The organism is Streptomyces sp. NEAU-W12 (assembly GCF_026242095.1).
Classification (GTDB): Bacteria; Actinomycetota; Actinomycetes; order Streptomycetales; family Streptomycetaceae; genus Streptomyces.
Genome location: NZ_JAPJDM010000001.1, coordinates 154,239 through 177,179 on the forward strand (window position 1 = coordinate 154,239; position 22,941 = coordinate 177,179).

Below are 22,941 nucleotides of genomic sequence, written 5' to 3' on the forward strand. Positions count from 1 at the left end.
CGAACCTACTCGGTTCCTGGCCCTCACGCCCAGGACATCGACCGCTTCGGCTGCTCCAGGACCGCTCGAGCTCGCCGACACGGCCGTGTCCCCCGCACACCCGCGTCATGGACGGTCACACGATCACCCGGGCCGGGACCACGGCCCTCGTCAGGGGAGCGGAAGCCCCGTGAGCCACACGATCGTCCGGGAACGGACGGCCTTCGAAGGGCTCGAGCGACTGCGCGCGGGACGGCGACACCGTGGCCGTCAAGTTCCCCGTGGTGGGCAGTACCGTCCTGCGACCCGTACGCACCGGCGGGCCCCCCCCCCGGGGGGGGGGGCGCCGGGGGGGGCGGGGGCCCCCCCCGGGGTCCGGCGGGTGGGGGGGTGGAGGACGGCCGCCACGTCGGCCAGGACCTTGGAGCCCAGTTCGCCGTCGACCAGGCGGTGGTCGAAGCTGAGGGCCAGGGTCGTGACCTGACGGGGCTTCACCTTGCCCTTGTGGACCCACGGCTGGAGCTTGATCGTGCCGACGGCGAGGATCGCGGACTCACCGGGGTTGAGGATCGGTGTGCCCGTGTCGACGCCGAAGACGCCGACGTTGGTGATCGTCACGGTGCCCGACTGCATCGCGGCCGGGGACGTCCTGCCCTCCCTGGCCGTGGACACCAGCTCGCCCAGGGACTCGGCGAGCTGGGGCAGCGTCTTGGTGTGCGCGTCCTTGATGTTCGGGACGATCAGGCCGCGCGGGGTGGCCGCCGCGATGCCCAGGTTGACGTAGTGCTTGACCACGATCTCCTGGGCCGCCTCGTCCCAGGAGGCGTTGACGTCCGGGTTGCGCCTGATCGCGACCAGCAGGGCCTTGGCGATCAGCAGGAGCGGGTTCACCCGCAGACCCGCGAACTCCTTGTCCTGCTTCAGCTCCTCGACCAGCTTCATCGTCCGCGTCACGTCCACCGTCACGAACTCCGTGACGTGCGGCGCCGTGAACGCCGAGCCGACCATCGCCGCCGCCGTCGCCCTGCGCACGCCCTTGACCGGGACACGGGTCTCGCGCGCCGTGTCGTACGACACCGGGGCCGGAGCCGGCACGGAGGCGGGAGCGGCGGCGGGGGCCGCCGGGGCGGGCGCCCCGGGCTCCGGTGCCGTGGGTCCGGCCTCGGGGGCGGCCACCGCCGCGTGGACGTCCTCGCGGGTGATGACGCCGTCCGGGCCGGTCGGGGTGACCGACGCCAGGTCGACGCCGAGGTCCTTCGCCAGCTTGCGCACCGGCGGCTTCGCCAGCGGGCGCTGCCCTCCGGCGACCGGCGCGGACGCGGCCGCGGGAGCGGGAACGGGCTCAGGTGCTGGTGCGGGTGGTGCCACCGCGTGGCCGTTCAGTTCCGCCTGCACGGCGGTGGCTGCCGCCTGCTGGGCGGGGAGGTCCGGGGCGGCCTTGCGGGGGCGGCGGCGCGTGGAGGACGTCGCCACGCCGTAGCCGACCAGTACGGGCTGACGGCCCGAGCCCGCCGGCGTGGCCGGCTCGGCTTCCGCCGGCTGCCCGGCGGGAGCGGCGACCGGGGCTTCGGCGGCCGGGGCTTCGGCGGCCGGCTCGGCGGGGGCCTCCGGGGCGGCGCCCCCCGAGACGTCCACCGCGATGATGGACGTGCCCACGTCCACCGTGGTGCCCTCGGGGAAGTGCAGCGCGCGGACCACCCCGTCGTAGGGGATGGGAAGCTCCACGGCCGCCTTCGCCGTCTCGACCTCGCACACCACCTGTCCGTCGGTGACCGTGTCACCGGGCTGGACGTACCACTTGAGGATCTCGGCCTCGGTCAGTCCCTCGCCCACGTCGGGCATCCTGAACTCACGCACGGGCGTCTGTGTCGTCGTCATGTCTCCCTCCCCCTCCTCAGTACGCCAGCGAGCGGTCGACGGCGTCCAGCACCCGGTCCAGGTCCGGGAGGTAGGACTCCTCCAGGCGGGCCGGCGGGTACGGGGCGTGGTATCCGCCCACCCGCAGGACCGGGGCCTCCAGGTGGTAGAAGCAGCGCTCCGTGATCCGCGCGGCGATCTCCGCGCCCGAACCGAAGAACACCGGTGCCTCGTGGACGACGACCAGACGACGGGTCTTCTCCACCGACGCCTGGATCGAGTCGAAGTCGAGCGGGGAGACCGAGCGCAGGTCCAGCACCTCCAGGGAGCGGCCCTCCTCGGCGGCCGCGTCCGCGACCTCCTGGCAGAGCTTCACCATCGGGCCGTACGCCACCAGCGTCAGGTCGGTGCCCTCGCGGACCACGCGCGCGGTGTGCAGCGGACCCGCGATCGCCTCGCCCGCGGCGAAGCCGCTGTCGGAGAGCGTGACCTCGGCCTTGTCCCAGTAGCGCCGCTTGGGCTCGAAGAAGATCACCGGGTCGTCGCTCCGGACGGCCTGCTGCATCATCCAGTACGCGTCCGACGCGTTCGACGGCGAGACCACCTTCAGGCCCGCCACATGCGCGAACAGCGACTCCGGGGACTCGGAGTGGTGCTCCACCGCGCCGATGCCGCCGCCGTAGGGAATGCGCACGACGACCGGGAGCTTCACCTTGCCCAGCGACCGCGCGTGCATCTTCGCGAGCTGCGTGACGATCTGGTCGTACGCCGGGAACACGAAACCGTCGAACTGGATCTCGACCACCGGGCGGTAGCCGCGCAGGGCGAGGCCGATCGCGGTGCCGACGATGCCCGACTCGGCGAGCGGGGTGTCGATGACGCGGCTCTCGCCGAAGTCCTTCTGCAGCCCGTCCGTCACCCGGAACACGCCGCCGAGCTTGCCGACGTCCTCACCCATGACGAGGACCTTGGGGTCCTCCTCCAGGGCGCGGCGCAGCGACTCGTTGATCGCCTTGGCCAGAGCCATCTTCTCCGCCATGTCACTTGCCCCCGTCTGCGTCCGCGAACGACGCCTGGTACGCGGCGAACGCGGCCCGCTCCTCGTCGACGAGGGCGTGGCCGTCCGCGTACACGTTCTCGAAGACGGCGAAGTGGTCGGGATCCTTCATGGCACGGACCGCTTCGCGCACCCGCTTGCCCAACGTCTCGCTCTCGGTGTCCAGTTCCGCAAAAAAACCCTCGTCCGCGTGGTGCGCGGACTCCAGGTAGCGGCGAAGGCGCAGGAGCGGGTCCTTGGCCTCCCAGGAAACCCGCTCCTCGTCGTGGCGGTAGCGGGTGGGGTCGTCGGAGGTGGTGTGGGCACCCATGCGGTAGGTGAACGCCTCGATCAGCGTCGGTCCCTCACCGGCGCGGGCCCGCTCCAGCGCCCACCGGGTCACGGCGAGGTTCGCCAGCACGTCGTTGCCGTCCACCCGGACGCCCGGGAAGCCGAAGCCCTGCGCACGCTGGTACAGCGGGACGCGGGACTGCTTCTCGGTCGGCTCGGAGATCGCCCACTGGTTGTTCTGGCAGAAGAACACCACCGGGGCGTTGTAGACCGCGGAGAAGGTGAAGGCCTCGGCCACGTCGCCCTGGCTGGAGGCGCCGTCGCCGAAGTAGGCGATCACCGCGCTGTCCACGCCGTCCTTGGCGACACCCATCGCGTACCCCGTGGCGTGCAGCGCCTGGGAGCCGATGACGATCGTGTACAGGTGGAAGTTGTTGCTGTTCGGGTCCCAGCCGCCGTTGTTGACGCCGCGGAACATGCCGAGCAGGTTGGTCGGGTCCACCCCGCGGCACCAGGCGACGCCGTGCTCGCGGTAGGTCGGGAAGACGTAGTCGTCGTCGCGCAGCGCGCGCCCGGAGCCGATCTGCGCCGCCTCCTGGCCCAGCAGCGAGGCCCACAGGCCCAGCTCGCCCTGGCGCTGGAGCGCGGTGGCCTCGGCGTCGAAGCGGCGGGTGAGCACCATGTCGCGGTACAGGCCGCGGAGATCCTCCGGGGTGACGCCGGAGACGTACTGGTCGAACTCGGCGTTCTCGACCCGCTCGCCCTCGGGCGTCAGCAACTGGACGAGGCCGGGCTCGGCGGCACTCTGCGGCTTCGCGCCGGCGGTCCTCCCGGCCGCCGGGGCCTTCTTGGCGACGGCGGCCTTCTTCGCCTCGGTCGCCTTCTTGGCGGGGGTCGCCTTCTTCGCCGGGGTCGCCCTCTTGGCCGGGGCCGCCTTCTTGGCGGTGGTGCCGGTGGTGCTGGTAGTGCGCTTGGTGCCGGCATCACTTCCGGCGCTGCGTCGCGGTGTGCGCGCGGCAGTGCTCTCCACGGTCACGTGTGCTCCTCCGTCGGTCCGACCCCCGGGGTTGCCGGTAGGTCTGGGGTCCTCCTCCAGCTCGTCGAAGCCTGGGGGAGGCTCACCTCTTCTCGACCACGGGCACGGGGTGGGTGCCGCCCGGCCGGGAACAGGTGTGACAGGTGCCCCGGCGAGCGACCTGCACATAGCACGTTACCCAGTGCGCCACATTTCTGTGAAACCCTTCCTGACCTGGGATTTTGCTTGGATTTCCAAGTAAATCGGAAAGGCGGGAAAGGCGCGCTGGTCACAGCCTTGCAGGAGGCCGGAGCAACGGCACGTTATCCCGGAGACCCCGGACACGGGAAGGGTCGTGTCCCGCACCCGACCACCCACCCGGCCCTCCCGGCCGGCTGCCGCCCGGCCCCCGGACCGGTTCCCGCCCGACGGCAGATCGGGCACATAGTGCGACCGTAAATGACTGCCTGTGACAACGCCCAGCTCACGGCCTCGCGCGGTGCCCTAGCATCTGGCGCGTGTCGCGCCTACGTGTACCACCCCCTGTTCCTTGCGCACCCCCTTTGGGCGCCCTGCTACGCCGGTACTCCGCCGGTTCCGCGGTGACCTGCGAGCCCGTCGACGAGGGTCTGCTCAACCGCGGCTACCGCCTGCGGACGACCCGCGGCCGCTACTTCCTCAAGCACCACTTCGACCCCGAGACCGCCGATCCGGCCGCGATCGTCCGCCAGCACCGGGCCACCCGGCGCCTGGCCGATCTGGGCGTGCCGGTGGCCCCGCCACTGCCCGCCCGGGACGGGCGCACGGTCGCCGTGGTGGGCGGCCACGCGTACGCCCTGCACCCCTGGATCGACGGACGGCACCGGCACGGCGGACAGCTCACACCGGGGCAGTGCGCGCGGCTCGGGGCACTGCTCGGGGCGGTGCACGCGGGTCTGGAACGTGTGATGCCGGCCCCCGCGCGGACCCACGGCGCTCCGGCGGAGAGCGCCGACCCGGCCGACACCCTCACCCTCGTCGACGACCTGCTCGGCCGCGTCCGCCGGCACCGCCCCGCCGACTCCTTCGATGCCCTCGCCCGCCGCCGTCTCCTGGAACGGCGGGCCCTCCTGGAGCGGCACGCCGACCGGCGTCCTCCGCGCGGGGGCGCGGTGGGGTGGGTGCACGGCGACTTCCACCCGTTCAACGTGCTGTACCGGGGGGACGCGCCGGCGGCGATCGTCGACTGGGACCGGCTCGGTGTGCGGCCCCGCGCGGAGGAGGCCGTACGCGCCGCGGCGATCTTCTTCGTCCGGCCCTCGGGCACCCTCGACCTGCCCCGCGTACGGTCCTACGCCCGCGCGTACCGGCGCGGGGCGGGGGCCACGCCCGCCCAGCTCGCCGCGGCGGTGCACCGGGTGTGGTGGGAGCGCCTCAACGACTTCTGGATGCTCCGCTGGCACTACGAGCGCGGCGACACCCGCGCGGACCCCCAGTTCCCGGCCACGGCCGCGCTGGTGGTGTGGTGGACCCGGGAGTACGAGGCGGTGCGCGCGGCGTTCACCGGGTGAGGCGGACGCCCGGCGGCCCGTTCACGACGCCACCCCGCGCGGATGTGCTCCGCGCGGGGTGGGACGGCGGGTGCAGGGCCCGCCCGTGGTCCGTGACCCGTGGTCAGCCGCCGGTGATCCCGCCGTCGACCGCGCCGCCCTCGGTACCGCCGTCGGCCGTCCCGCCCTCGGTACCGCCGTCGGCCGTGCCGCCCTCGCTGCCGCCCTCGCCGCCGCCCGTCACCGGCGGCTCCTCGGTCTCGGTGTCGGCCGGCGTCGACGGGACGTCCGTCGGTTCGTCCGTCGGCTCCTCCGGCTCCGGCTGACTCTGCGGCGGCGACGGGACCGGGTCGTACGACGGAACGTAGCCACCGCCACCGGAACCGCTGCCACTGCCGGTGCCGGTGTCCGTGTTCGGCGCCTCCGGCTCCTCGGTCTCGTCGTTCTCCTCCGGCGACTTGCTGGGCTCCTTCTCCTCGGCGGTCTGCGAGGAGGACGGCGACCTGGTCGGGATCTTGTCGCCCTCGCCGTCGCCGCCGCCGTTCAGCGCCAGCGCGACACCCGCGACGACGGCGATCACCGCGAGCGCCGCGAGGATCCACAGCCTGCCGCGGCCGTCGCCCTGGTTGTCGCCGCCCTCGAAGCCTCCGTCGTCCCCGGCGCCGTACTGGTGGGGCAGGATCGGCTTCGGGATGGCCGCGGTGCCGGACGCGTCCGGGTGCGGCATCACCGCCGTGCCCGCGAAACCCGCCGCTGGGCTGTGCCGGCCGTCGTGCATGCCGACCGGGCCGGTGTTCCAGGTGCCCGTGTGGCCGCCCTGGTCGTAGAGCATCTGCAGCCCGTACTGCACCAGTCCGCGCATCTCCTCGGCCGTCTGGAACCGGTCGTCCGGCTCCTTGGCGAGTGAGCGCATGACAAGCCCGTCGAGCTCCGGCGGGCAGCCGTCCGAGGCCTCCGACGGGGGCGTGGGGATGTCCTGGACATGCTGGTAGACCACGGACAACGGCGTCTCGCCCGTGAACGGGGGCCGCAGGGCCAGGAGTTCGTACAGCATGCAGCCGGTCGCGTACAGGTCGGACCGGTGGTCGACGGCCTTGCCGAGCGCCTGCTCCGGCGAGAGGTACTGCGGAGTGCCCATGACCATGCCGGTCTGCGTCATCGTCGTGGACGCGCCGTGCAGCGCGCGGGCGATGCCGAAGTCCATCACCTTCACGGCGCCGTTGTGCGTGATGATGACGTTGGCCGGCTTGATGTCACGGTGCACGATGCCGTGCTCGTGCGAGTAGGCCAGCGCCTCCAGGACACCGGAGACGATGATCAGCGCCTGTTCGGGGCCGGGCGCCTCGGCGTTGAGCAGGAGGTCGCGGATCGTGCGGCCCTCGACGATCTCCATGACGATGTACGGCACGGACTGGCCGCCCACGACGTCCTCACCGGAGTCGTACACGGCGACGATCGCGTGGTGGTTGAGACCGGCCACCGACTGCGCCTCGCGCGTGAACCGCGCCTTGGAGATCGGGTCCTCGGCGAGATCGGCGCGCAGCAGTTTGACGGCGACCGTACGCCCGAGGCGCACGTCCTCGGCGGCGAACACCTCGGCCATGCCGCCCCGGCCGAGCCGGTGCGTCAGCCGGTAACGGCCGTCGCCCACGAGTCCGCCGTTACCCCAGTTGTCCGGCGCGTCCGACATGCCGCCGCCAGTCGCCTCGGGGTCGGACGGGCCCTGAGCGCGCTGCTGCTGTGCCATCAGTCCTCGCCGTCGTTTCTGCCCGCGGTGCGCGCGGTGTTGTCACGGTCTCCGTCGGCCACGCTACAGCCTCCGCGCCGACCTCCGGTCCGGGACGGGATGCCAGGACCGGCAGGGGACGGACCGGTCATGAAACCCGCAGTCCGTATCGTCATGCAAATTCTGTCCGCCAGGTGGCGGACCGGGCCCCACCCCTCCCTGTAACGCTTCCGCGACTCTTCTGTCCCGTACGGTCACGGAACGGGCCCCACGCTTGACGTGTCCGTGGCCTCGGGCAGACTTGGCCGGGAATAGCGCACGGGAGCTACGAGGAAACGGTCGTCGACGGCAGCGCCGGAGAGGCTACGGGGGACGCGGAACATGAGCCAGGACGGCGCACAGGGCCACAACGCGGGTCGGGCGCTCGCAGGCGGCCGCTACCAACTGCGGGACCTGCTCGGCCAGGGCGGCATGGCCTCGGTCCACCTCGCGTACGACAGCGTGCTCGACCGTCAGGTCGCGATCAAGACCTTGCACACGGAACTCGGCAGGGAGCAGGCCTTCCGCGAACGCTTCCGCCGCGAGGCCCAGTCCGTGGCGAAGCTCACGCACACCAACATCGTCTCGGTCTTCGACACCGGCGAGGACGACGTGGACGGCATGCTGACGCCGTACATCGTCATGGAGTACGTCGAGGGCCGCCCGCTCGGCTCCGTGCTCGACGAGGACGTGCGGCAGCAGGGCGCGATGCCCGCCGACAAGGCGCTGAAGATCACCGCGGACGTGCTGGCCGCCCTGGAGATCAGCCACGAGATGGGCCTGGTCCACCGGGACATCAAGCCGGGCAACGTGATGACGACCAAGCGCGGCGTGGTCAAGGTGATGGACTTCGGCATCGCCCGCGCCATGCAGTCCGGTGTGACGTCGATGACACAGACCGGCATGGTCGTCGGCACCCCGCAGTACCTCTCGCCCGAGCAGGCGCTCGGACGGGGCGTCGACGCCCGCTCCGACCTGTACTCGGTCGGCATCATGCTCTTCCAACTGGTCACCGGACGGCTTCCGTTCGACGCCGACTCGCCGCTGGCCATCGCGTACGCGCACGTACAGGAGGAGCCTCCGCTCGCCTCCTCGGTCAACCGCGCGCTGCCCCTGGCCGTGGACGCGCTGATCACCCGCGCGCTGAAGAAGAACCCGAACGAGCGCTTCCCCAGCGCCGAGGCCATGCGCGGCGAGTGCCTGCGGGTGAGCCAGTCCTTCCAGGCCGCCCCGCCGAGCATCGTCCCCGGCACGCACGGGCAGAGCGGCGCGGGCGTCGGCTCCGCGGTGTTCCCGCCCGTCGACCAGTCGGCGCCGGCGGCCCAGGGCAGCGTCCAGACCCCGTACACGCCGGTCCCGCCCCAGCAGCACACCGCGAACCCGTACGGCGCCCCGGCCCCGTCGGCGTACGGCTATCCGCAGCAGGGCGCCCCGCAGGGCGGCTACCCGACACCTCATTCCCCGTACGGCGCGCAGCAGGGGGGTCCGTCGACGCCGCCGCCGTACAACCTGACGCCCCAGGCTTCGGGTTCGGGCGGACCGGGCGGCGGCAGGAACAACAAGCCGGTGATCATCGGCTCGATCGCCGTGTCCGTCCTCGCCGTCGGCGGGCTGCTCGCGGCCCTGCTGGCCAACGGCGGCGGTGACGAGAACAACGAGGGCGGCGACCCGGGCGTCAGCGCGTCGGTGTCGGCGTCGGCGGCGGCCTCCCAGGTGTCCGGCCACCGCGGACCCGACACGAGCAAGACGATCGACCCGGAGGAGTGCACGGACCCCCGGGAGTCCTACAACGACGAGGACAAGATCCAGCTCCCGAAGCTGAAGTTCAAGTACATCAAGTCGGTCAAGGAGTGCTTCCAGGCCGCCGGGTGGGACCTGGAGGTGCGCACCGTCGACGAGAACACGTACGGCGAAGGCTCGGTCATGAACCAGTTCCCCGCCGCCGGTACGGACGTCGACCCCGAGGACATGCCCAAGATCCAGCTCGACGTCTCCACGGGCAACCCGCCGAGCGCCTGAGCCCACAGGGACAAGTCCACGAGGACGCACGAAAGGGGCCCGGCTTCGATGCCGGGCCCCTTTCGGTTGCTCCTGTCCGGTCTGCCCCTGTCCGGCTGTTCCGTTCCTGTCGCAGCGGGGCGGGGACGAGCGGCCGGCTACAGGTAGGGGCCGCCCACGCGGCCGCCCATCGGGGGCTCCTCGTGGCCGCCGTCGCCGACGCCCGGCGGAAGGGCCCGGCGCATCTGCTCCAACTGGGCGCGCGCGGCCATCTGCTGGGCGAAGAGCGTGGTCTGGATACCGTGGAAGAGGCCCTCCAGCCAGCCCACCAACTGGGCCTGCGCGATCCTCAGTTCGGAGTCGCTCGGAGTCGCCTCGTCCGTGAAGGGCAGCGAGAGCCGCTCCAGCTCCTCGACCAACTGGGGCGCGAGTCCGTCCTCCAGCTCCTTCACCGAGCTGGCGTGGATCTCCTTGAGCCGGACCCGGCTGGCCTCGTCCAGAGGAGCCGCGCGCACCTCCTCCAGCAGCTGCTTGATCATGCTGCCGATCCGCATGACCTTCGCGGGCTGCTCCACCTGGTCCGTCACCGGGACCTCGCGGGAGTCCTCGTCCCCGGTGCCCCCGCCGAGCGCCATGCCGTCCTGGCCGACGACCAGAACCTGCGGATTGTCCGGCGACCGTTCATTCCTCGGCATCTCCATACGGCCATTCTCTCGCACGCCCGCCGTACACCTTCGAGGCCCCCTGACTGTCCCGGCCCTCCCCCGGTCATTCCTTGACGCCCCACGAGTGGGGGAATCCGGAATGCCGGGTGCACACGGGAATGCGAGCCTGTGGGGGTCCATCAGGCCCATCTTGCCGACGGTGCGAACGGGCACCGGCCGGCGCGGGAGGTCACCGTCGTGACTTCATGGCTACGTGCAACGGGGGCGACGAGGGCGGGGCTCGCCCTGCGAGCGGGTGTCGTGCTCGGGGTGATGACAGGGGCGGTGACCGGAGCGGGAGCGGGAGTGGGGGCGATGCTGCCGTACGGACCTGTCGCGGCGCCCTTCGGTACGTCGGTGGCGTACGGCGCCGACGGGGTGGTGGGCGGGCACCGGGAGGCGCTGGGCGGGCCGCCCGACGCGCCCTCCCGCGCGACCACGCGGTCTTCCTCCGCCTCCTTCGCCCCCTCTTCCGCTTCCCCCTCCTTCCGCCCGGCTTCCGCCCCGGCCGCGAAACCGTCCCTCTCCCCCTCCGCCGAGCCCTCCCGGGCCGGCAGCCGGCCCGGGGAGGGAAGGAAGCGGCCGGGGCGGGAGGTACCCGCGCCGGAGGAGCCGGGCGAGAGGCCCGAGGGCCCCCGAGGGGCCGGGGAGGCGGACCCGTGGGGTGGACGGGACGACGGACCGGGCGACGGCGTGAGCGGCGCCCCCGAGAAGCCGGGCAGGGCCCAGGTCGGCGCGGCGGACACCGGGCCCGCCCCGGACGCGGCCCAGTCCCGGGAGACCGCCGTCCCGGTGCCCTCCGAGATGTCGCGGCAGCCCGCGGCGAACGCCGCCACCGGCACCGGGCGCTCCGCCGAGCCCATGCTGCGCATCCTGCCGCTGGGCAGCGGGCTGGTCCTGATGGGGCTCGGGCTGGGGCTGGCGTTCGTGGGCCTCAGGCTGCGGCGGAGCTGAAGCCCGAGGCCCACGGACATCCGGTCTCCGGTCTCCGGTCTCCGGTCTCCGGCATCCGGCATCCGGCATCCGGCATCCGGCATCCGGCATCAGCAAGTCCTACGGCGCGATCAGCAGCACCTTGCCGATGTGGCTGCTGGCCTCCACGACCCGGTGGGCGTCGGCCGCTTCCGGCATCGGGATCTCACGGTCGATGACGGGACGGACATGGCCGCCGTCGACCAGTGGCCAGACGTGTTCCCGTACGGCCGCGACGATCGCCGTCTTCTCCTCCGGCGGTCGGGCGCGCAGCGAGGTCGCGCTGACGGCGGCGCGCTTGCTCAGGAGGGCGCCGATGTTCAGCTCGCCCTTGGCACCGCCCTGCAGGCCGATGATCGCGAGTCGGCCGTTGACGGCGAGGGCCTTGACGTTGCGGTCCAGGTACTTGGCGCCCATGTTGTCGAGGATGACGTCCGCGCCGGCGCCGTCGGTGGCCTGCTGCACCTCGGCCACGAAGTCCTGCTCGCGGTAGTTGATCAGGATGTCGGCGCCCAGCTCGGCGCAGCGCTCCAGCTTCTCCTTCGTACCGGCCGTGACGGCGACCTTGGCGCCGACGGCCTTGGCGAGCTGGATCGCCATGGTGCCGATGCCGCTGGAGCCGCCGTGCACGAGCAGTGTCTCGCCGGGGCGGAGGTGGGCCACCATGAAGACGTTCGACCAGACCGTGCAGACGACCTCAGGGAGTGCCGCCGCCTGCCTGAGGTCGAGCCCCTTGGGGACGGGAAGCAGCTGGCCGGCCGGGACGGCGACCCGCTCCGCGTAGCCGCCGCCCGCGAGCAGCGCGCAGACCTCGTCACCGACCGCCCACCCGGTCACCCCGGGACCGAGTGCGGTGATCCGGCCGGAGCATTCCAGGCCGGGGTAGGGGGAGGCACCGGGCGGGGGGTCGTAGAAGCCCTGCCGCTGCATGATGTCGGCACGGTTGACGGCGCCGGCCACCACCTCGACCAGCACCTCGCCCTCGCCGGGAACGGGGTCGGGGACCTTCTCCCACACCAGCGCCTCGGGCCCGCCGGGTTCGGGAATCGTGATCGCATACATGAGGACGACGCTACCTCTGGCCGGGCCGTGGACGGCTCAGGTACGAGGACCGGTCCGAGGACCGGCCTGGGTCCATGGGCGGAGGCGGGGTCCGGCCTGGGTCCATGGGCGGAGGCAGGGTCCGGCCTGGGTCCATGGGCGGAGGCAGGGTCCGTCGTTGGGTCGGTTCGTGGGAAACCCATGTGCGGGAGCGATGAATTTGCGCGACGGTGAAGGTCTCTCCCTGCGTAGCCCCAGCACCCGGAAGCACGTGGAAGGACCCGAAGCATGAGCACGCAGACGTCCGGCCTGGCGATCGAAACCGCCGGCCTGGTCAAGATCTTCGGTGAGACCCGGGCCGTCGACGGGGTCGACCTCGCCGTCCCGGCCGGCACGGTGTACGGCGTCCTCGGACCGAACGGCGCCGGCAAGACCACCACCGTGAAGATGCTCGCCACCCTGCTGAGGCCGGACGGCGGCGACGCCCGTGTCTTCGGCCATGACGTCGTGCGCGAGGCCGACACGGTGCGCGGCCTGGTGAGCCTCACCGGGCAGTACGCGTCCGTGGACGAGGACCTCACCGGCGCCGAGAACCTGATCCTGCTGGCCCGGCTGCTCGGCCACCGCAAACCGGCCGCCCGCACCCGTGCCGCCCAGCTCCTGGAGGCGTTCGGCCTGACGGACGCGGCGGCGAAGCAGGTCAAGCACTACTCGGGCGGCATGCGGCGCCGTATCGACATCGCCGCGTCCATCCTCAACACCCCCGACCTGCTGTTCCTCGACGAGCCGACGACCGGCCTGGACCCGCGCAGCCGCAACCAGGTGTGGGACATCGTGCGCGCGGTGGTCGCCCAGGGCACGACCGTACTGCTGACCACGCAGTACCTGGACGAGGCCGACCAGTTGGCGTCCCGGATCGCCGTCATCGACCGCGGGAAGGTGATCGCCGAGGGCACGAAGGGCGAGCTGAAGGCCTCCGTCGGTGCCGGCACCGTCCACCTGCGGCTGCGCGATCCGGATCAACGGCCGCTCGCCGCGGATCTGCTGCGCAGCCTGCTCGACGCGACGGTGCAGCCCGACCCCGACCCGGTGACGCTCACCGCCCGCCTGGGCACGGCCGCGAGCCAGGACACCGCCGCCGAGCAGGCCGCCCGCGCCCTGAGCGAACTGGCCGCGGCCGGCGTCACCGTCGACAACTTCTCGCTCGGCCAGCCGAGCCTGGACGAGGTGTTCCTCGCCCTCACCGGCCACGACACCCAGACCGGCTCCGACGACTCCGACAACTCCCACGCCCCGAAGGACGAGGTGGCGGCATGAGTACCGTGACGACGACAACCGAGAGCGCGGAACTCGCCCCGGTGCGCACCGACTCCCTCGCCGAGCTGCTGGTCGCCAAGGAGCGTCCGCCGCGTCCCAGCGCGTGGTCGGCCTGCCTGACCTTCGGCTGGCGCGCGATCCTCAAGATCAAGCATGTGCCGGAGCAGCTCTTCGACGTCACCGCGTTCCCGATCATGATGGTGCTGATGTACACGTACCTCTTCGGCGGGGCGCTGGCCGGTTCGCCGACGGAGTACATCCAGTTCCTGCTGCCGGGCATCCTGGTGATGTCGGTCGTGATGATCACGATGTACACCGGTGTCTCGGTCAACACGGACATCGAGAAGGGCGTCTTCGACCGGTTCCGCACCCTGCCGGTCTGGCGGCCCTCGACGATGGTCGGCTATCTGCTGGGCGACGCCCTGCGCTACACCATCGCGTCCGCCGTGATGCTCACCGTGGGCATGATCCTCGGCTACCGGCCGGACGGCGGGGTCACCGGCGTGCTGGCCGGAATCGTGCTGCTGGTGGTCTTCGCGTTCGCGTTCTCGTGGATCTGGACGATGTTCGGGCTGATGCTGCGGACCGAGAAGTCGGTGATGGGCGTCAGCATGATGGTGATCTTCCCGCTCACCTTCCTGTCCAACGTCTTCGTCGACCCGGGCACCATGCCGGGCTGGCTCCAGGCCTTCGTCAACAACAGTCCCGTCACACACCTCGCGTCCGCGGTGCGCGGACTGATGGCGGGGGACTGGCCGGCCGACGAGGTCGCCTGGTCGCTGGGCTGGTCCGCCCTGTTCGTCCTGGTCTTCGGACCGGTCACGATGCGGCTCTACAACCGCAAGTGACACGGGCCGACGAGGCCGGCGGGAACGGGGAGTCCCCGGGGCAGGTGCCCCGGGGACTCCCCATCGCCTTTCGTGTTCCCGTCGCCTCTCGTGCCCCGTCGCCTCTCGTGTTCCCGGGGCGCCCCGGTTTCCCGTGGCGTCCCGACGGTGTCAGTCGTGGAGCGGGCGGATGTCGGGGGTGACCGGGGTGCCCGGCGTCACCCGCACGATGGTGATCAGCCGGTCCGTGAGCTCGAGCGTCCCGACGTGCTCGTCGTCGTAGCCGAGCACCCGGTGCCCTCGTAGAACGCTCACCACCAGATCGTCGATCTCCCGCGGCGACTTGCCCACCTCGGCCTTTATGACCGGCCGTTCTATCATGTCGAGACCGGTGCCCTGCTGGATGAGGTCCTCCATCACCATGCCGGCCGCGGGGCTGAGCACGGACAGACCGAGCAACCGGCCGGCCGCGCTGGCACTGGTGATGACCGCGTCGGCACCCGACTGCTTCAGCAGCGGAGCGTTCTCCTCCTCGCGCACCGCGACCACGATCTTCGCGCCGCGGTTGAGCTGGCGGGCCGTCAGCGTCACCAGCACGGCCGTGTCGTCGCGCTGCGTGGCGATGATGATCTGCTTCGCCCGGTAGGCCTCGGCCCGCTTCAGCACCTCGCTGCGCGTCGCGTCCCCTATGACACCCGCGTACCCGTCGGCCGCCGCGGCCTCGATCGCCTTACTGCTGGGGTCGACCACCACGACCTGCTCCTTGCGGAGCCCCGTCGCGCAGACGGTCTTGATCGCGGACCTGCCCTTCGTGCCGAATCCGACGACGACGGTGTGATCACGCAACGTGGACCTCCAGCGGTTCAGTCGCCACTCCTCCCGCGTGCGCTCGGTGAGGGCTTCGAGGGTGGTGCCGACCAGAATGATCAGGAACATCACACGCAACGGCGTGATGACGAAGATGTTGGTCAGCCGGGCGGCGTCACTGACCGGGATGATGTCGCCGTACCCCGTGGTGGAGAGGGTGACGGTCGCGTAGTAGAAGGTGTCGAGGAGGTCGAGGGTGCCGTCGGTGTTGTCGACATAGCCGTCGCGGTCGATGTACACGATCAACGCCGTCACCACGAGGACGAGCAACGCCATGGACAGCCGCTTGGTGACCTGGCGGACCGGGTGTTCGACCACCTTCCTCGGCAGCTTCACCCGATGGGTCACCAAGTGCTCGTCCGCCTGGCGGGCAATGGCGTCCTGGCCTGGAAGTTTCACGTGAAACACACCCCGATTCCCCCGGTCGTCCAGGGCAGGTCCAGTAGTTCCGCCTCCTGGCCGGGCCGCGTACCACCCGGGGGGACGACGGCGAGGGCGTCGGCCGCCGCGATGCCGCGCAGCATGGCCGGCCCGTTGTAGTGCAGCGGCAGGGCCACGTCACCGCGCAGGACGACCGGGACGAGCCGGGTGTCGCGCGGATGCCCGTGGACGGTGTCCCGCAGCGGCATCACGTACGGCTCGGGTGCCGGGCGGGCCGCGAGGGTCCGCAGCAGGGGCTCGGCGAGCGTGAGCAGCCCGGAAACCGCGGCGAGGGGGTTGCCCGGCAGACCGACGAGGTACTGGTTCTCCTTGGTGCGGGCCAGGAGCATGGGGTGGCCGGGGCGCACCTCGACTCCGTCCACGAGGAGTTCGGCGCCGATGCGGCGCAGCGTCGGGTGCACGTGGTCGACCGGGCCCGCGGCGGTGCCTCCGGTGGTGACGACGACGTCGGCGTCGGACTTCGTGATCGCCTTGTGCAGCGTCCGCGCGTCGTCGCGGACCCGGCGGACGGCGGTGACCTCGGCGCCGAGCGCGCGCAGCCAGGGCGGCAGCATCGGGCCGAGTGCGTCCCGGATCAACCCGTCGTGCGGGAGGCCTCCGGTGAGCAGTTCGTCGCCGAGGACGAGGACCTCGACGCGGGGGCGGGGGACGGTACTGAGCATGTCGTATCCGGCGGCCGCGGCGAGGCCCAGCACGGCCGGGGTCACCAGGGTGCCGGCGGACAGCAGTCGGTCACCGCTGCGGCACTCCTGTCCACGGGGGCGGATGTCCTGTCCGTGCGCGACCGCGGAGGCGGATCCGGCGTGGGGTGCGCCCCCTGACCGGGGTGCGGTGGCGGCTCCGGGCGGGGCGGTTCTTCGGGGCGGGGTGGCGTGCAGCCGGCCGTTGTCGTCCGTACGGCCGTGTTCGCTGCGCAGGACGCCGGTGGTGTCCGAGGGAACACGGGCCCCGGTGGCGATACGGACGGCTTCGCCGTCGGTGAGCGGCGGGTGCTCGGCGTGCCCGGCGAGGACGCCTTCCTCCCGTACGGTCCAGGGCCCGGGTCCGGAGACCGCCCAGCCGTCCATGGCCGAGGTGTCGAAGGACGGCAGGTCGGTGAGGGCCGTGAGAGGGACGGCGAGGGTGAGGCCGAGTGCGGCGTCGAGCGGCACGGGGGCCGGGGCGCGGTGGGCGGGCCGGCCGCCGGTGCCCCGGAGTGCCGCACGCTCGGCGACGGCACGCGCCTCGGTCCAGGGGAGGGCGTGGCGGGGGTGGTGGCGGGTGGCGGGACCCGGGCCGTCCGCGACGGGCCGGGGCCCGCCCCTGCGGGGGGAACGGGCGTGCGCGGGGTCGCCGGAGATACGGCCGGAGGCGTCGTTCACGAGGGCGAGAGCTTCCTCGATGTCGAGGTCGTCGGGATCCTCGGCCTCGTCGGTGCTCCCGGTGTCCTTGTCGGCTCGGGCATCGGGCGCGTTCATTCGGCGGCCGGGCGCGCACCGGGGGCTGAGTCGGCGGCGGAGGCGTCGGGCTGCTTGTCTGCGGACTGCTTGTCTGCGGACTGCTTGTCTGCGGGCTGAGCGGACGCGGCGTCGGTGGTGTCCTCGTCGGCCCAGCGGACGGCGAGGACGGCGGCCTTGCGCGCGGCCTCGGCGACGGCCTCCCGGTCACCGCCCGCACGGGCGGCCGCGTAGCCGACGAGGAAGGTGGTCAGCGGAGCCGCCGGCCTGGCCACACCGTGGGCGGCGTCACGGGCGAGGTCGAGGAGGACGTCGGTGTCGACGTCCAGCTCGATGCCCAGCTCGTCCTTGACTGCGGAAATCCATTCGTCCAACACGTGTCCATGCTCCCTGATGCGTGCTCTGGCGGTGGCGATGTCGTCCCAGGTGTCGCAGTCGAACGACGCCTCCGGGCCGTGGATGCGGATGAGGCCGAGCGAGCCGGTCAGCCGGCGCAGAGGCAGCCCGGCCAACGCGCCGTGCCGCTCGGTGAGCGCGGCCAGTTCGCGGCGCAGGGCCGCCGTCCGGTACGCGGCTACGAGCGGCTGGTCCCGGCCGTCGGCGTCGGTCAGCAGAACCCCGTCGGCCGTGCTCGTGCGCAGGGTGGTCAGCAGCTCGTCGACCGTGGCCGCGTCGAGGAACGGCAGGTCGGCGGAGAGCAGTACGGCGTACTCCGCGGTGCTCAGCCGGAGCCCCGCGTCGAGCGCGGCGAGCGGTCCGCCGCCCGGCGGCTCCTCACGGGCCCAGGACACGGACCGGGAGGTGGGCCGGGGGTCGGCCACGACCACGGTGGTGCGAGCGCCGGAGCAGGCGGCGAGCACCCGGTCGAGCAGCGCCCGGCCGCCCACCCTCACCCCGGGCTTGTCCGCGCCGCCGAGCCGCCGGGCACCGCCACCGGCCAGCACGAGGGCGTCGTGGACGAGGGGCGCGGCGGACCCGGGGCGCACGGAGGACGGGGGGGACGGGGAGGGCCGCGTGGAGGGCGGGGAGGGTGCGGCGGATTCGTCGTACGCGGCAGAGGCCGCCCGGCCCGGCGCGGGGGCGCGATCACGGGTGCGGTCGCCAGCGGCTCCGGAAGCACCCAGGAGCTCGTACTCGGTCACCCCCCGAGTATGCGTGCCCCCGCGATCACGGAGAACGCGGGGGGACGGACAACGCGCTCGGCAGGAACAGCCGTCACAGCGTGCGCAGCAGCACCGCCGGCTGCTCCACGCAGTCCGCCACGTACCGCAGGAAGCCGCCTGCCGTGCCACCGTCACAGACCCGGTGGTCGAAGGTGAGCGAGAGCTGCACGACCTGCCGCACCGCCAACTCGCCCTCGTGCACCCACGGCTTGGGGACGATGCGGCCGACGCCGAGCATGGCGGCCTCGGGGTGGTTGATGATCGGAGTGGAGCCGTCGACGCCGAAGACACCGTAGTTGTTCAACGTGAACGTGCCGCCGGTGAGTTCCGCCGGCGTCAGGGTTCCCGTACGGGCCGCCTCGGTCAGCCGGGCGAACTCCGCCGTCAGCGACTCCGCGTTGCGCGTGTGCGCGTCCCGGACGACGGGGACGACGAGCCCGCGCTCGGTCTGCGCGGCGAAGCCGAGATGCACGGCCCCGTGCTGGACGGCCTCCCTGGCCGGCATGTCCACGGAGGAGTTGAGCTCGGGGAAGCGGGCCAGCGCGGCGGTGCAGATCCGGGCCAGCAGGGCGAGCACGGAGATCCTCGGCCCGCCGGCCGCGGGGCTCTGCGGGCGGTCCTCGGCGAAACGCCGCATCGCGTCCCGCGCCCGCATCAGCTCGGTCGCGTCGGCGTCCACCCAGCAGGTCGCGTCGGGGATCTCGGTGCGGCTGCGGGACAGCTTGTCGGCCATGACACCGCGGATGCCCTTGAGGGGGACGCGCGTGGGTCCCGGGGCAGTCGGGACTCCGACGGCCGGCGTGTACGCCGGTGCCGGTGCCGGTGCCTGCGCCTGCGCCTGTGCCGGTGTCTGCGGTGCGTGCGGGTGCGGCTCGGTGGTGGGCGGGGGTGTCCGGCCCCTGTCCTTGCCCGACTGCGTTCCGGCGGCCCGGAGCGCGTACTCCACGTCCGCCCGCAGGATCAGCCCCTCGGGCCCGGAACCGGACATCTCGCGCAGATCCAGCCCGTACTGCCGGGCCAGTCGGCGCACCAGCGGCGAGATCACGGGCACCGGCCCGTCCACCGCCCCGGCGTCCGCGCGGGCCCGCCGGGCAGCGGATGCCTCCCCTTCGGCGGCGGCCCGACCGTTCGCCGTGAACGTGGCAGAAGCCTTGGACGCGGCGGAAGCGGCGGGCGCGGCGGGCGCGGCGGAAGCGGCGGGCGCGGCGGAAGCGGCGGAAGCGGCGGGCGCGGCGGAAGCGGCGGGCGCGGCGGAAGCGGCGGAAGCGGCGGGCGCGGCGGAAGCGGCGGGCGCGGCGGAAGCGGCGGAAGCGGCGGGCGCGGCGGAAGCGGCGGGCGTCGCCGTCGCGCTCGACGCCGGCCGGCCCGGCCGCACCCTGCGCCGCCGGGCCGGTGCCTCCGACGTTCCGTAACCGACCAGCACGTTGCCGGAACCCGTCGACGGTGGGTCCTTCGGGCGGGAACCCGCCGCACGTGAGCCGTCGGCGCGGGAGCCGTCGGCACGGGAGCCGTCCGCCGCGGAAGGCGTCTCCTCCTCCGGGCGGCCTTCACCGTCGGCCGGGCCACCCACCGCGACCGTGATCAACGGGGCACCCACCGGCACCTCGGCGCCCTCCTCTCCGAAGCGGGCGGTGACCACTCCCCCGTAGGGGCAGGGCACGTCCACCATCGCCTTGGCCGTCTCGACCTCGACGACCGGCTGGTCGACGGCGACGACCTCGCCGACCTCGACCAGCCAGCGCACGATCTCCGCCCCGGTGAGCCCTTCACCGAGGTCGGGCAGCTTGAACTCCAGCACCTGTGCCATCAGTTTTCGGCCTCCCACTGCAGACGCCCCACGGCATCCAGGATCCGGTCCACGCCGGGCAGGTGGTGACGCTCCAGCATCGGCGGCGGATACGGGAGGTCGAACCCTGCCACACGCAGCACCGGCGCCTCCAGATGGTGGAAGCAGCGCTCCGTGACCCGGGCCGCGATCTCCCCGCCGGGACCGCCGAAGCCACCGGACTCGTGGACGACGACCGCACGTCCGGTCCGCCGCACCGAGGCGCACACCGTCGCGTCGTCGAGCGGCACCAGTGAGCGCAGATCGACGACCTCCAGGTCCCAGCCCTCGGCGCGGGCCGCCTCGGCCGCCTCCATGCAGACGGGGACGGACGGCCCGTACGTGATGAGCGTGGCGCTCCGGCCGGACCGCCGCACCACCGCGCGGCCCAAGGGGTCGACGGTCGTCGGCTGCTCCGGGTTCCAGGAGTCCTTCGACCAGTACAGACGCTTGGGCTCGAGGAGGACGACCGGATCGTCGGAGGCGATGGCGGCCCGCAGCAGCCCGTAGGCGTCCGGGACGGTCGCCGGTGTGACGACGTGGAGGCCGGGAGTCGCCATGTAGTACGCCTCGGAGGAGTCGCTGTGGTGCTCGACGCCGCCGATGCCGCCCCCGTAGGGGATGCGGATGGTGAGCGGCAGGGGCATCCTGCCGCGCGTGCGGTTGCGCATCCTGGCGACGTGTGACACCAGCTGCTCGAACGCCGGGTAGGCGAACGCGTCGAACTGCATCTCCACGACGGGCCGCAGCCCGTACATCGCCATGCCGACGGCGGTCCCGAGGATGCCCGCCTCGGCCAGCGGGGTGTCCGTGCAGCGGTCCTCGCCGAACTCCTCGGCGAGTTTGTCGGTGATGCGGAAGACACCGCCGAGCGTGCCGACGTCCTCGCCCATGACGTGCACGGAGGAGTCCGCGGCCATCGCGTCGCGCAGCGCGCGGGTGAGCGCCTGCGCCATGGTGGCCGGTTTGGCGGCGACGGTGGTCATCGCTGCGTGCCCCCCGACTCGGCCCCGGAACCGGGCTCGGCTTCGGCTTCGGCTTCGGCCGCCAGCTCGGCCCTCAGCTGCTCACGCTGTTCCCGCAGCTGGGGGGTGGGCTCGGCGTAGACATGGGTGAACAGGTCCATGGGGTCGAGCACCGGGTCCTGGTTCATGCGCGCCCGCAGGTCGGCGGCCATGGTCTCGGCGTCCTGGCGGACGGCGGCGAGACGGTCGTCGTCGAGCAGGCCGCGGCGGGTCAGTTCCTGTTCGAGGAGCGCGACGGGGTCGTGCTCCTTCCAGGTCTCCACCTCGGCGTCGCCCCGGTAGCGGGTCGCGTCGTCGGCGTTGGTGTGCGCCTCCACGCGGTAGGTGACCGCCTCGACCAGGGTCGGGCCGCCGCCCGTGCGCGCGTGGCGCACGGCGTCGGCCAGGACCTCGTGCACGGCGGCCGCGTCGTTGCCGTCGACCAGCCGGCCGGGCATCCCGTAGCCGACGGCCTTGTGGGCCAGCGACGGGGCCGCGGTCTGCTTGGCGAGCGGGACGGAGATCGCGAAGCCGTTGTTCTGGACGAGGAAGACCACCGGTGCCCGCCACACGGCGGCGAAGTTCAGCGCCTCGTGGAAGTCGCCCTCGCTGGTCCCGCCGTCGCCGACCATCGCCAGCGCGACCACGTCGTCGCCCTTGAGGCGGGCGGCGTGCGCGAGTCCGACGGCATGCGGCAACTGGGTGGCCAGCGGCGTGCTCAACGGCGCGACCCGGTGCTCGTAGGGGTCGTAGCCGGTGTGCCAGTCACCGCGCAGGAGAGTGAGGGTCTCGACGGGGTCCACCCCGCGCGCGACGACGGCGAGCGTGTCGCGGTAGCTCGGGAAGAGCCAGTCCTGCTCCTCGAGGACCAGCGCGGCGGCGACCTCACAGGCCTCCTGACCGGTGCTGGAGGGGTAGACCGCGAGACGGCCCTGCTTGGTGAGCGCGGTGGCCTGCGCGTTGTAGCGGCGGCCCTTCACCAACTCCGCGTACAGCCGGTGCAACAGCTCCGGGTCGGCCGCGTCGGCCCGCCCGGTGCCGAGCACGCGGTACGGCTCCGGGTCGGGCAGCAACGGCGCGGGGTCGGTACGCGGCTGCCAGGCGGGCGGCGGGGTCGGCCGGTACGCGCCCCGCTGCTCCATGACCGTCATGACGGCACCTCCTCGTGGGAGTGGCTTGGTGGGGCGCGGCGTCTGTGACGCGCCTCACCAACCGATTGTTCGGTCGCCGGCACATTTTGGCTACGGGTGGCACCAGGCTGTGGACAAACGGTTCTCCACAGCCTGAGATGGATGCAGTACGTCCATGGCGGGGAGGCGGGGCCGGGTGTCCTCTGAACAAATGGCCGAGAGTGCCGGGGGTCCGGAGGGGAGCGGGCCGGTGCCGCCCGCGCGTCCCCTGGACGCCATAGACCAGGACATCCTGCGCATGCTCCAGGCGGACGGGCGCGCGTCCGTACGGTCCGTCGCCGACCGGGTCCACGTGTCGCGCGCGAACGCCTACGCCCGGATCAACCGGCTCGTCGAGGACGGCGTCATCCGCGGCTTCGGCGCCCGCGTCGACCACGAACGAGCCGGTCACGGCACCTCCGCGTACATCACCCTGAAGATCGTCCAGAACACCTGGCGCACGGTCCGCGAGCAGCTCCGGCAGCTCCCCGGCGCCTCCCACATCGCCCTGGTGGGCGGCGACTTCGACGTACTGCTCCTGGTGCACACCCCGGACAACCGGTCGTTGCGGGAACTGGTGCTGACCCGGCTCCAGGCGATCCCCGAGGTGCTCAGCACGCGCACCCTGCTGGTGTTCGAGGAGGAGGACCTGGAGCCGCAGGGGTGAGCCCCCGGGCCGGCCCCCACCGGGCCGGCCCTCCCGGA

At 72.6% G+C, this 22,941-nt stretch carries 18 protein-coding genes; 6 read left to right on the forward strand and 12 right to left on the reverse strand.

What is annotated here, in order from left to right; translation table 11 throughout:
• Positions 1 to 249: 249 nt before the first annotated feature.
• From ORI94_RS00660 to pdhA (ORI94_RS00670), 3 genes are read right to left on the reverse strand one after another with little or no spacing between them, the layout of a single operon-like run.
• Entirely contained in the window at positions 250 to 1,857 is a 1,608-nt protein-coding gene (locus ORI94_RS00660) for a dihydrolipoamide acetyltransferase family protein (protein WP_266071696.1), read from the reverse strand.
• Positions 1,858 to 1,873: 16 nt separating this feature from the next.
• Positions 1,874 to 2,875, reverse strand: coding sequence for an alpha-ketoacid dehydrogenase subunit beta (locus tag ORI94_RS00665; RefSeq protein WP_266071698.1), 1,002 nt, complete (start codon positions 2,873 to 2,875; stop codon positions 1,874 to 1,876).
• Position 2,876: 1 nt separating this feature from the next.
• Positions 2,877 to 4,199, reverse strand: coding sequence for a pyruvate dehydrogenase (acetyl-transferring) E1 component subunit alpha (gene pdhA, locus ORI94_RS00670; RefSeq protein ID WP_266071700.1), 1,323 nt, complete (start codon positions 4,197 to 4,199; stop codon positions 2,877 to 2,879).
• A 497-nt stretch (positions 4,200 to 4,696) separates the two neighbouring features.
• On the opposite strand from pdhA (ORI94_RS00670), the gene ORI94_RS00675 reads away from it, so the two are divergent.
• Entirely contained in the window at positions 4,697 to 5,728 is a 1,032-nt protein-coding gene (locus ORI94_RS00675; RefSeq protein ID WP_266071702.1) for a phosphotransferase, read from the forward strand.
• Between the two features lie 103 nt (positions 5,729 to 5,831).
• Here the strand turns inward: ORI94_RS00675 and ORI94_RS00680 are convergent, their stop codons facing one another.
• Positions 5,832 to 7,454 (reverse strand): protein kinase domain-containing protein, encoded by a 1,623-nt coding sequence (locus tag ORI94_RS00680; RefSeq protein WP_266071704.1) that lies wholly within the window; start codon positions 7,452 to 7,454, stop codon positions 5,832 to 5,834.
• Between the two features lie 360 nt (positions 7,455 to 7,814).
• Between ORI94_RS00680 and ORI94_RS00685 the strand changes: the two genes are divergently transcribed.
• Positions 7,815 to 9,491: a protein kinase domain-containing protein gene (locus tag ORI94_RS00685; RefSeq protein WP_266071705.1), complete on the forward strand. Its 1,677-nt coding sequence runs from the start codon at positions 7,815 to 7,817 to the stop codon at positions 9,489 to 9,491.
• A 137-nt stretch (positions 9,492 to 9,628) separates the two neighbouring features.
• Here ORI94_RS00685 and ORI94_RS00690 read toward each other — a convergent pair whose 3' ends face one another.
• Entirely contained in the window at positions 9,629 to 10,171 is a 543-nt protein-coding gene (locus ORI94_RS00690) for a bacterial proteasome activator family protein (RefSeq protein ID WP_266071707.1), read from the reverse strand.
• A gap of 276 nt (positions 10,172 to 10,447) precedes the next feature.
• Between ORI94_RS00690 and ORI94_RS00695 the strand changes: the two genes are divergently transcribed.
• Complete coding sequence (locus ORI94_RS00695) at positions 10,448 to 11,128, forward strand: hypothetical protein (protein ID WP_266071708.1); 681 nt, start codon at positions 10,448 to 10,450, stop codon at positions 11,126 to 11,128.
• A 99-nt stretch (positions 11,129 to 11,227) separates the two neighbouring features.
• On the opposite strand, the gene ORI94_RS00700 is transcribed toward ORI94_RS00695, so the two are convergent.
• Complete coding sequence (locus tag ORI94_RS00700; RefSeq protein ID WP_266071709.1) at positions 11,228 to 12,208, reverse strand: NAD(P)H-quinone oxidoreductase; 981 nt, start codon at positions 12,206 to 12,208, stop codon at positions 11,228 to 11,230.
• Between the two features lie 267 nt (positions 12,209 to 12,475).
• Here ORI94_RS00700 and ORI94_RS00705 point away from each other — a divergent pair, with 267 nt between their 5' ends.
• The gene (locus ORI94_RS00705; protein ID WP_266071710.1) at positions 12,476 to 13,504 is read left to right on the forward strand and encodes an ATP-binding cassette domain-containing protein; all 1,029 of its coding nucleotides are present in this window, start codon (positions 12,476 to 12,478) and stop codon (positions 13,502 to 13,504) included.
• On the forward strand, positions 13,501 to 14,352 hold the full coding sequence (locus tag ORI94_RS00710) for an ABC transporter permease (protein WP_266071711.1): 852 nt from the start codon (positions 13,501 to 13,503) through the stop codon (positions 14,350 to 14,352). Before ORI94_RS00705 ends, ORI94_RS00710 begins: the two co-directional genes overlap by 4 nt.
• A gap of 150 nt (positions 14,353 to 14,502) precedes the next feature.
• Here the strand turns inward: ORI94_RS00710 and ORI94_RS00715 are convergent, their stop codons facing one another.
• From ORI94_RS00715 to pdhA (ORI94_RS00740), 6 genes are all read right to left on the reverse strand, one after another.
• Complete coding sequence (locus tag ORI94_RS00715) at positions 14,503 to 15,597, reverse strand: potassium channel family protein (protein WP_266071712.1); 1,095 nt, start codon at positions 15,595 to 15,597, stop codon at positions 14,503 to 14,505.
• Positions 15,594 to 17,096 (reverse strand): molybdopterin molybdotransferase MoeA, encoded by a 1,503-nt coding sequence (locus ORI94_RS00720; RefSeq protein WP_266071713.1) that lies wholly within the window; start codon positions 17,094 to 17,096, stop codon positions 15,594 to 15,596. The genes ORI94_RS00715 and ORI94_RS00720 overlap by 4 nt, the downstream gene beginning before the upstream one ends.
• Positions 17,093 to 18,061 (reverse strand): NTP transferase domain-containing protein, encoded by a 969-nt coding sequence (locus ORI94_RS00725; RefSeq protein ID WP_266071958.1) that lies wholly within the window; start codon positions 18,059 to 18,061, stop codon positions 17,093 to 17,095. Before ORI94_RS00725 ends, ORI94_RS00720 begins: the two co-directional genes overlap by 4 nt.
• Positions 18,062 to 18,290: 229 nt before the next feature.
• Entirely contained in the window at positions 18,291 to 20,045 is a 1,755-nt protein-coding gene (locus ORI94_RS00730; protein ID WP_266071714.1) for a dihydrolipoamide acetyltransferase family protein, read from the reverse strand.
• Positions 20,045 to 21,049 (reverse strand): alpha-ketoacid dehydrogenase subunit beta, encoded by a 1,005-nt coding sequence (locus ORI94_RS00735; protein WP_266071715.1) that lies wholly within the window; start codon positions 21,047 to 21,049, stop codon positions 20,045 to 20,047. The genes ORI94_RS00730 and ORI94_RS00735 overlap by 1 nt, the downstream gene beginning before the upstream one ends.
• On the reverse strand, positions 21,046 to 22,218 hold the full coding sequence (gene pdhA, locus ORI94_RS00740) for a pyruvate dehydrogenase (acetyl-transferring) E1 component subunit alpha (protein ID WP_266071716.1): 1,173 nt from the start codon (positions 22,216 to 22,218) through the stop codon (positions 21,046 to 21,048). Before pdhA (ORI94_RS00740) ends, ORI94_RS00735 begins: the two co-directional genes overlap by 4 nt.
• Positions 22,219 to 22,408: 190 nt before the next feature.
• Between pdhA (ORI94_RS00740) and ORI94_RS00745 the strand changes: the two genes are divergently transcribed.
• Positions 22,409 to 22,903: an Lrp/AsnC family transcriptional regulator gene (locus ORI94_RS00745; protein WP_266071717.1), complete on the forward strand. Its 495-nt coding sequence runs from the start codon at positions 22,409 to 22,411 to the stop codon at positions 22,901 to 22,903.
• Positions 22,904 to 22,941: the final 38 nt, after the last annotated feature.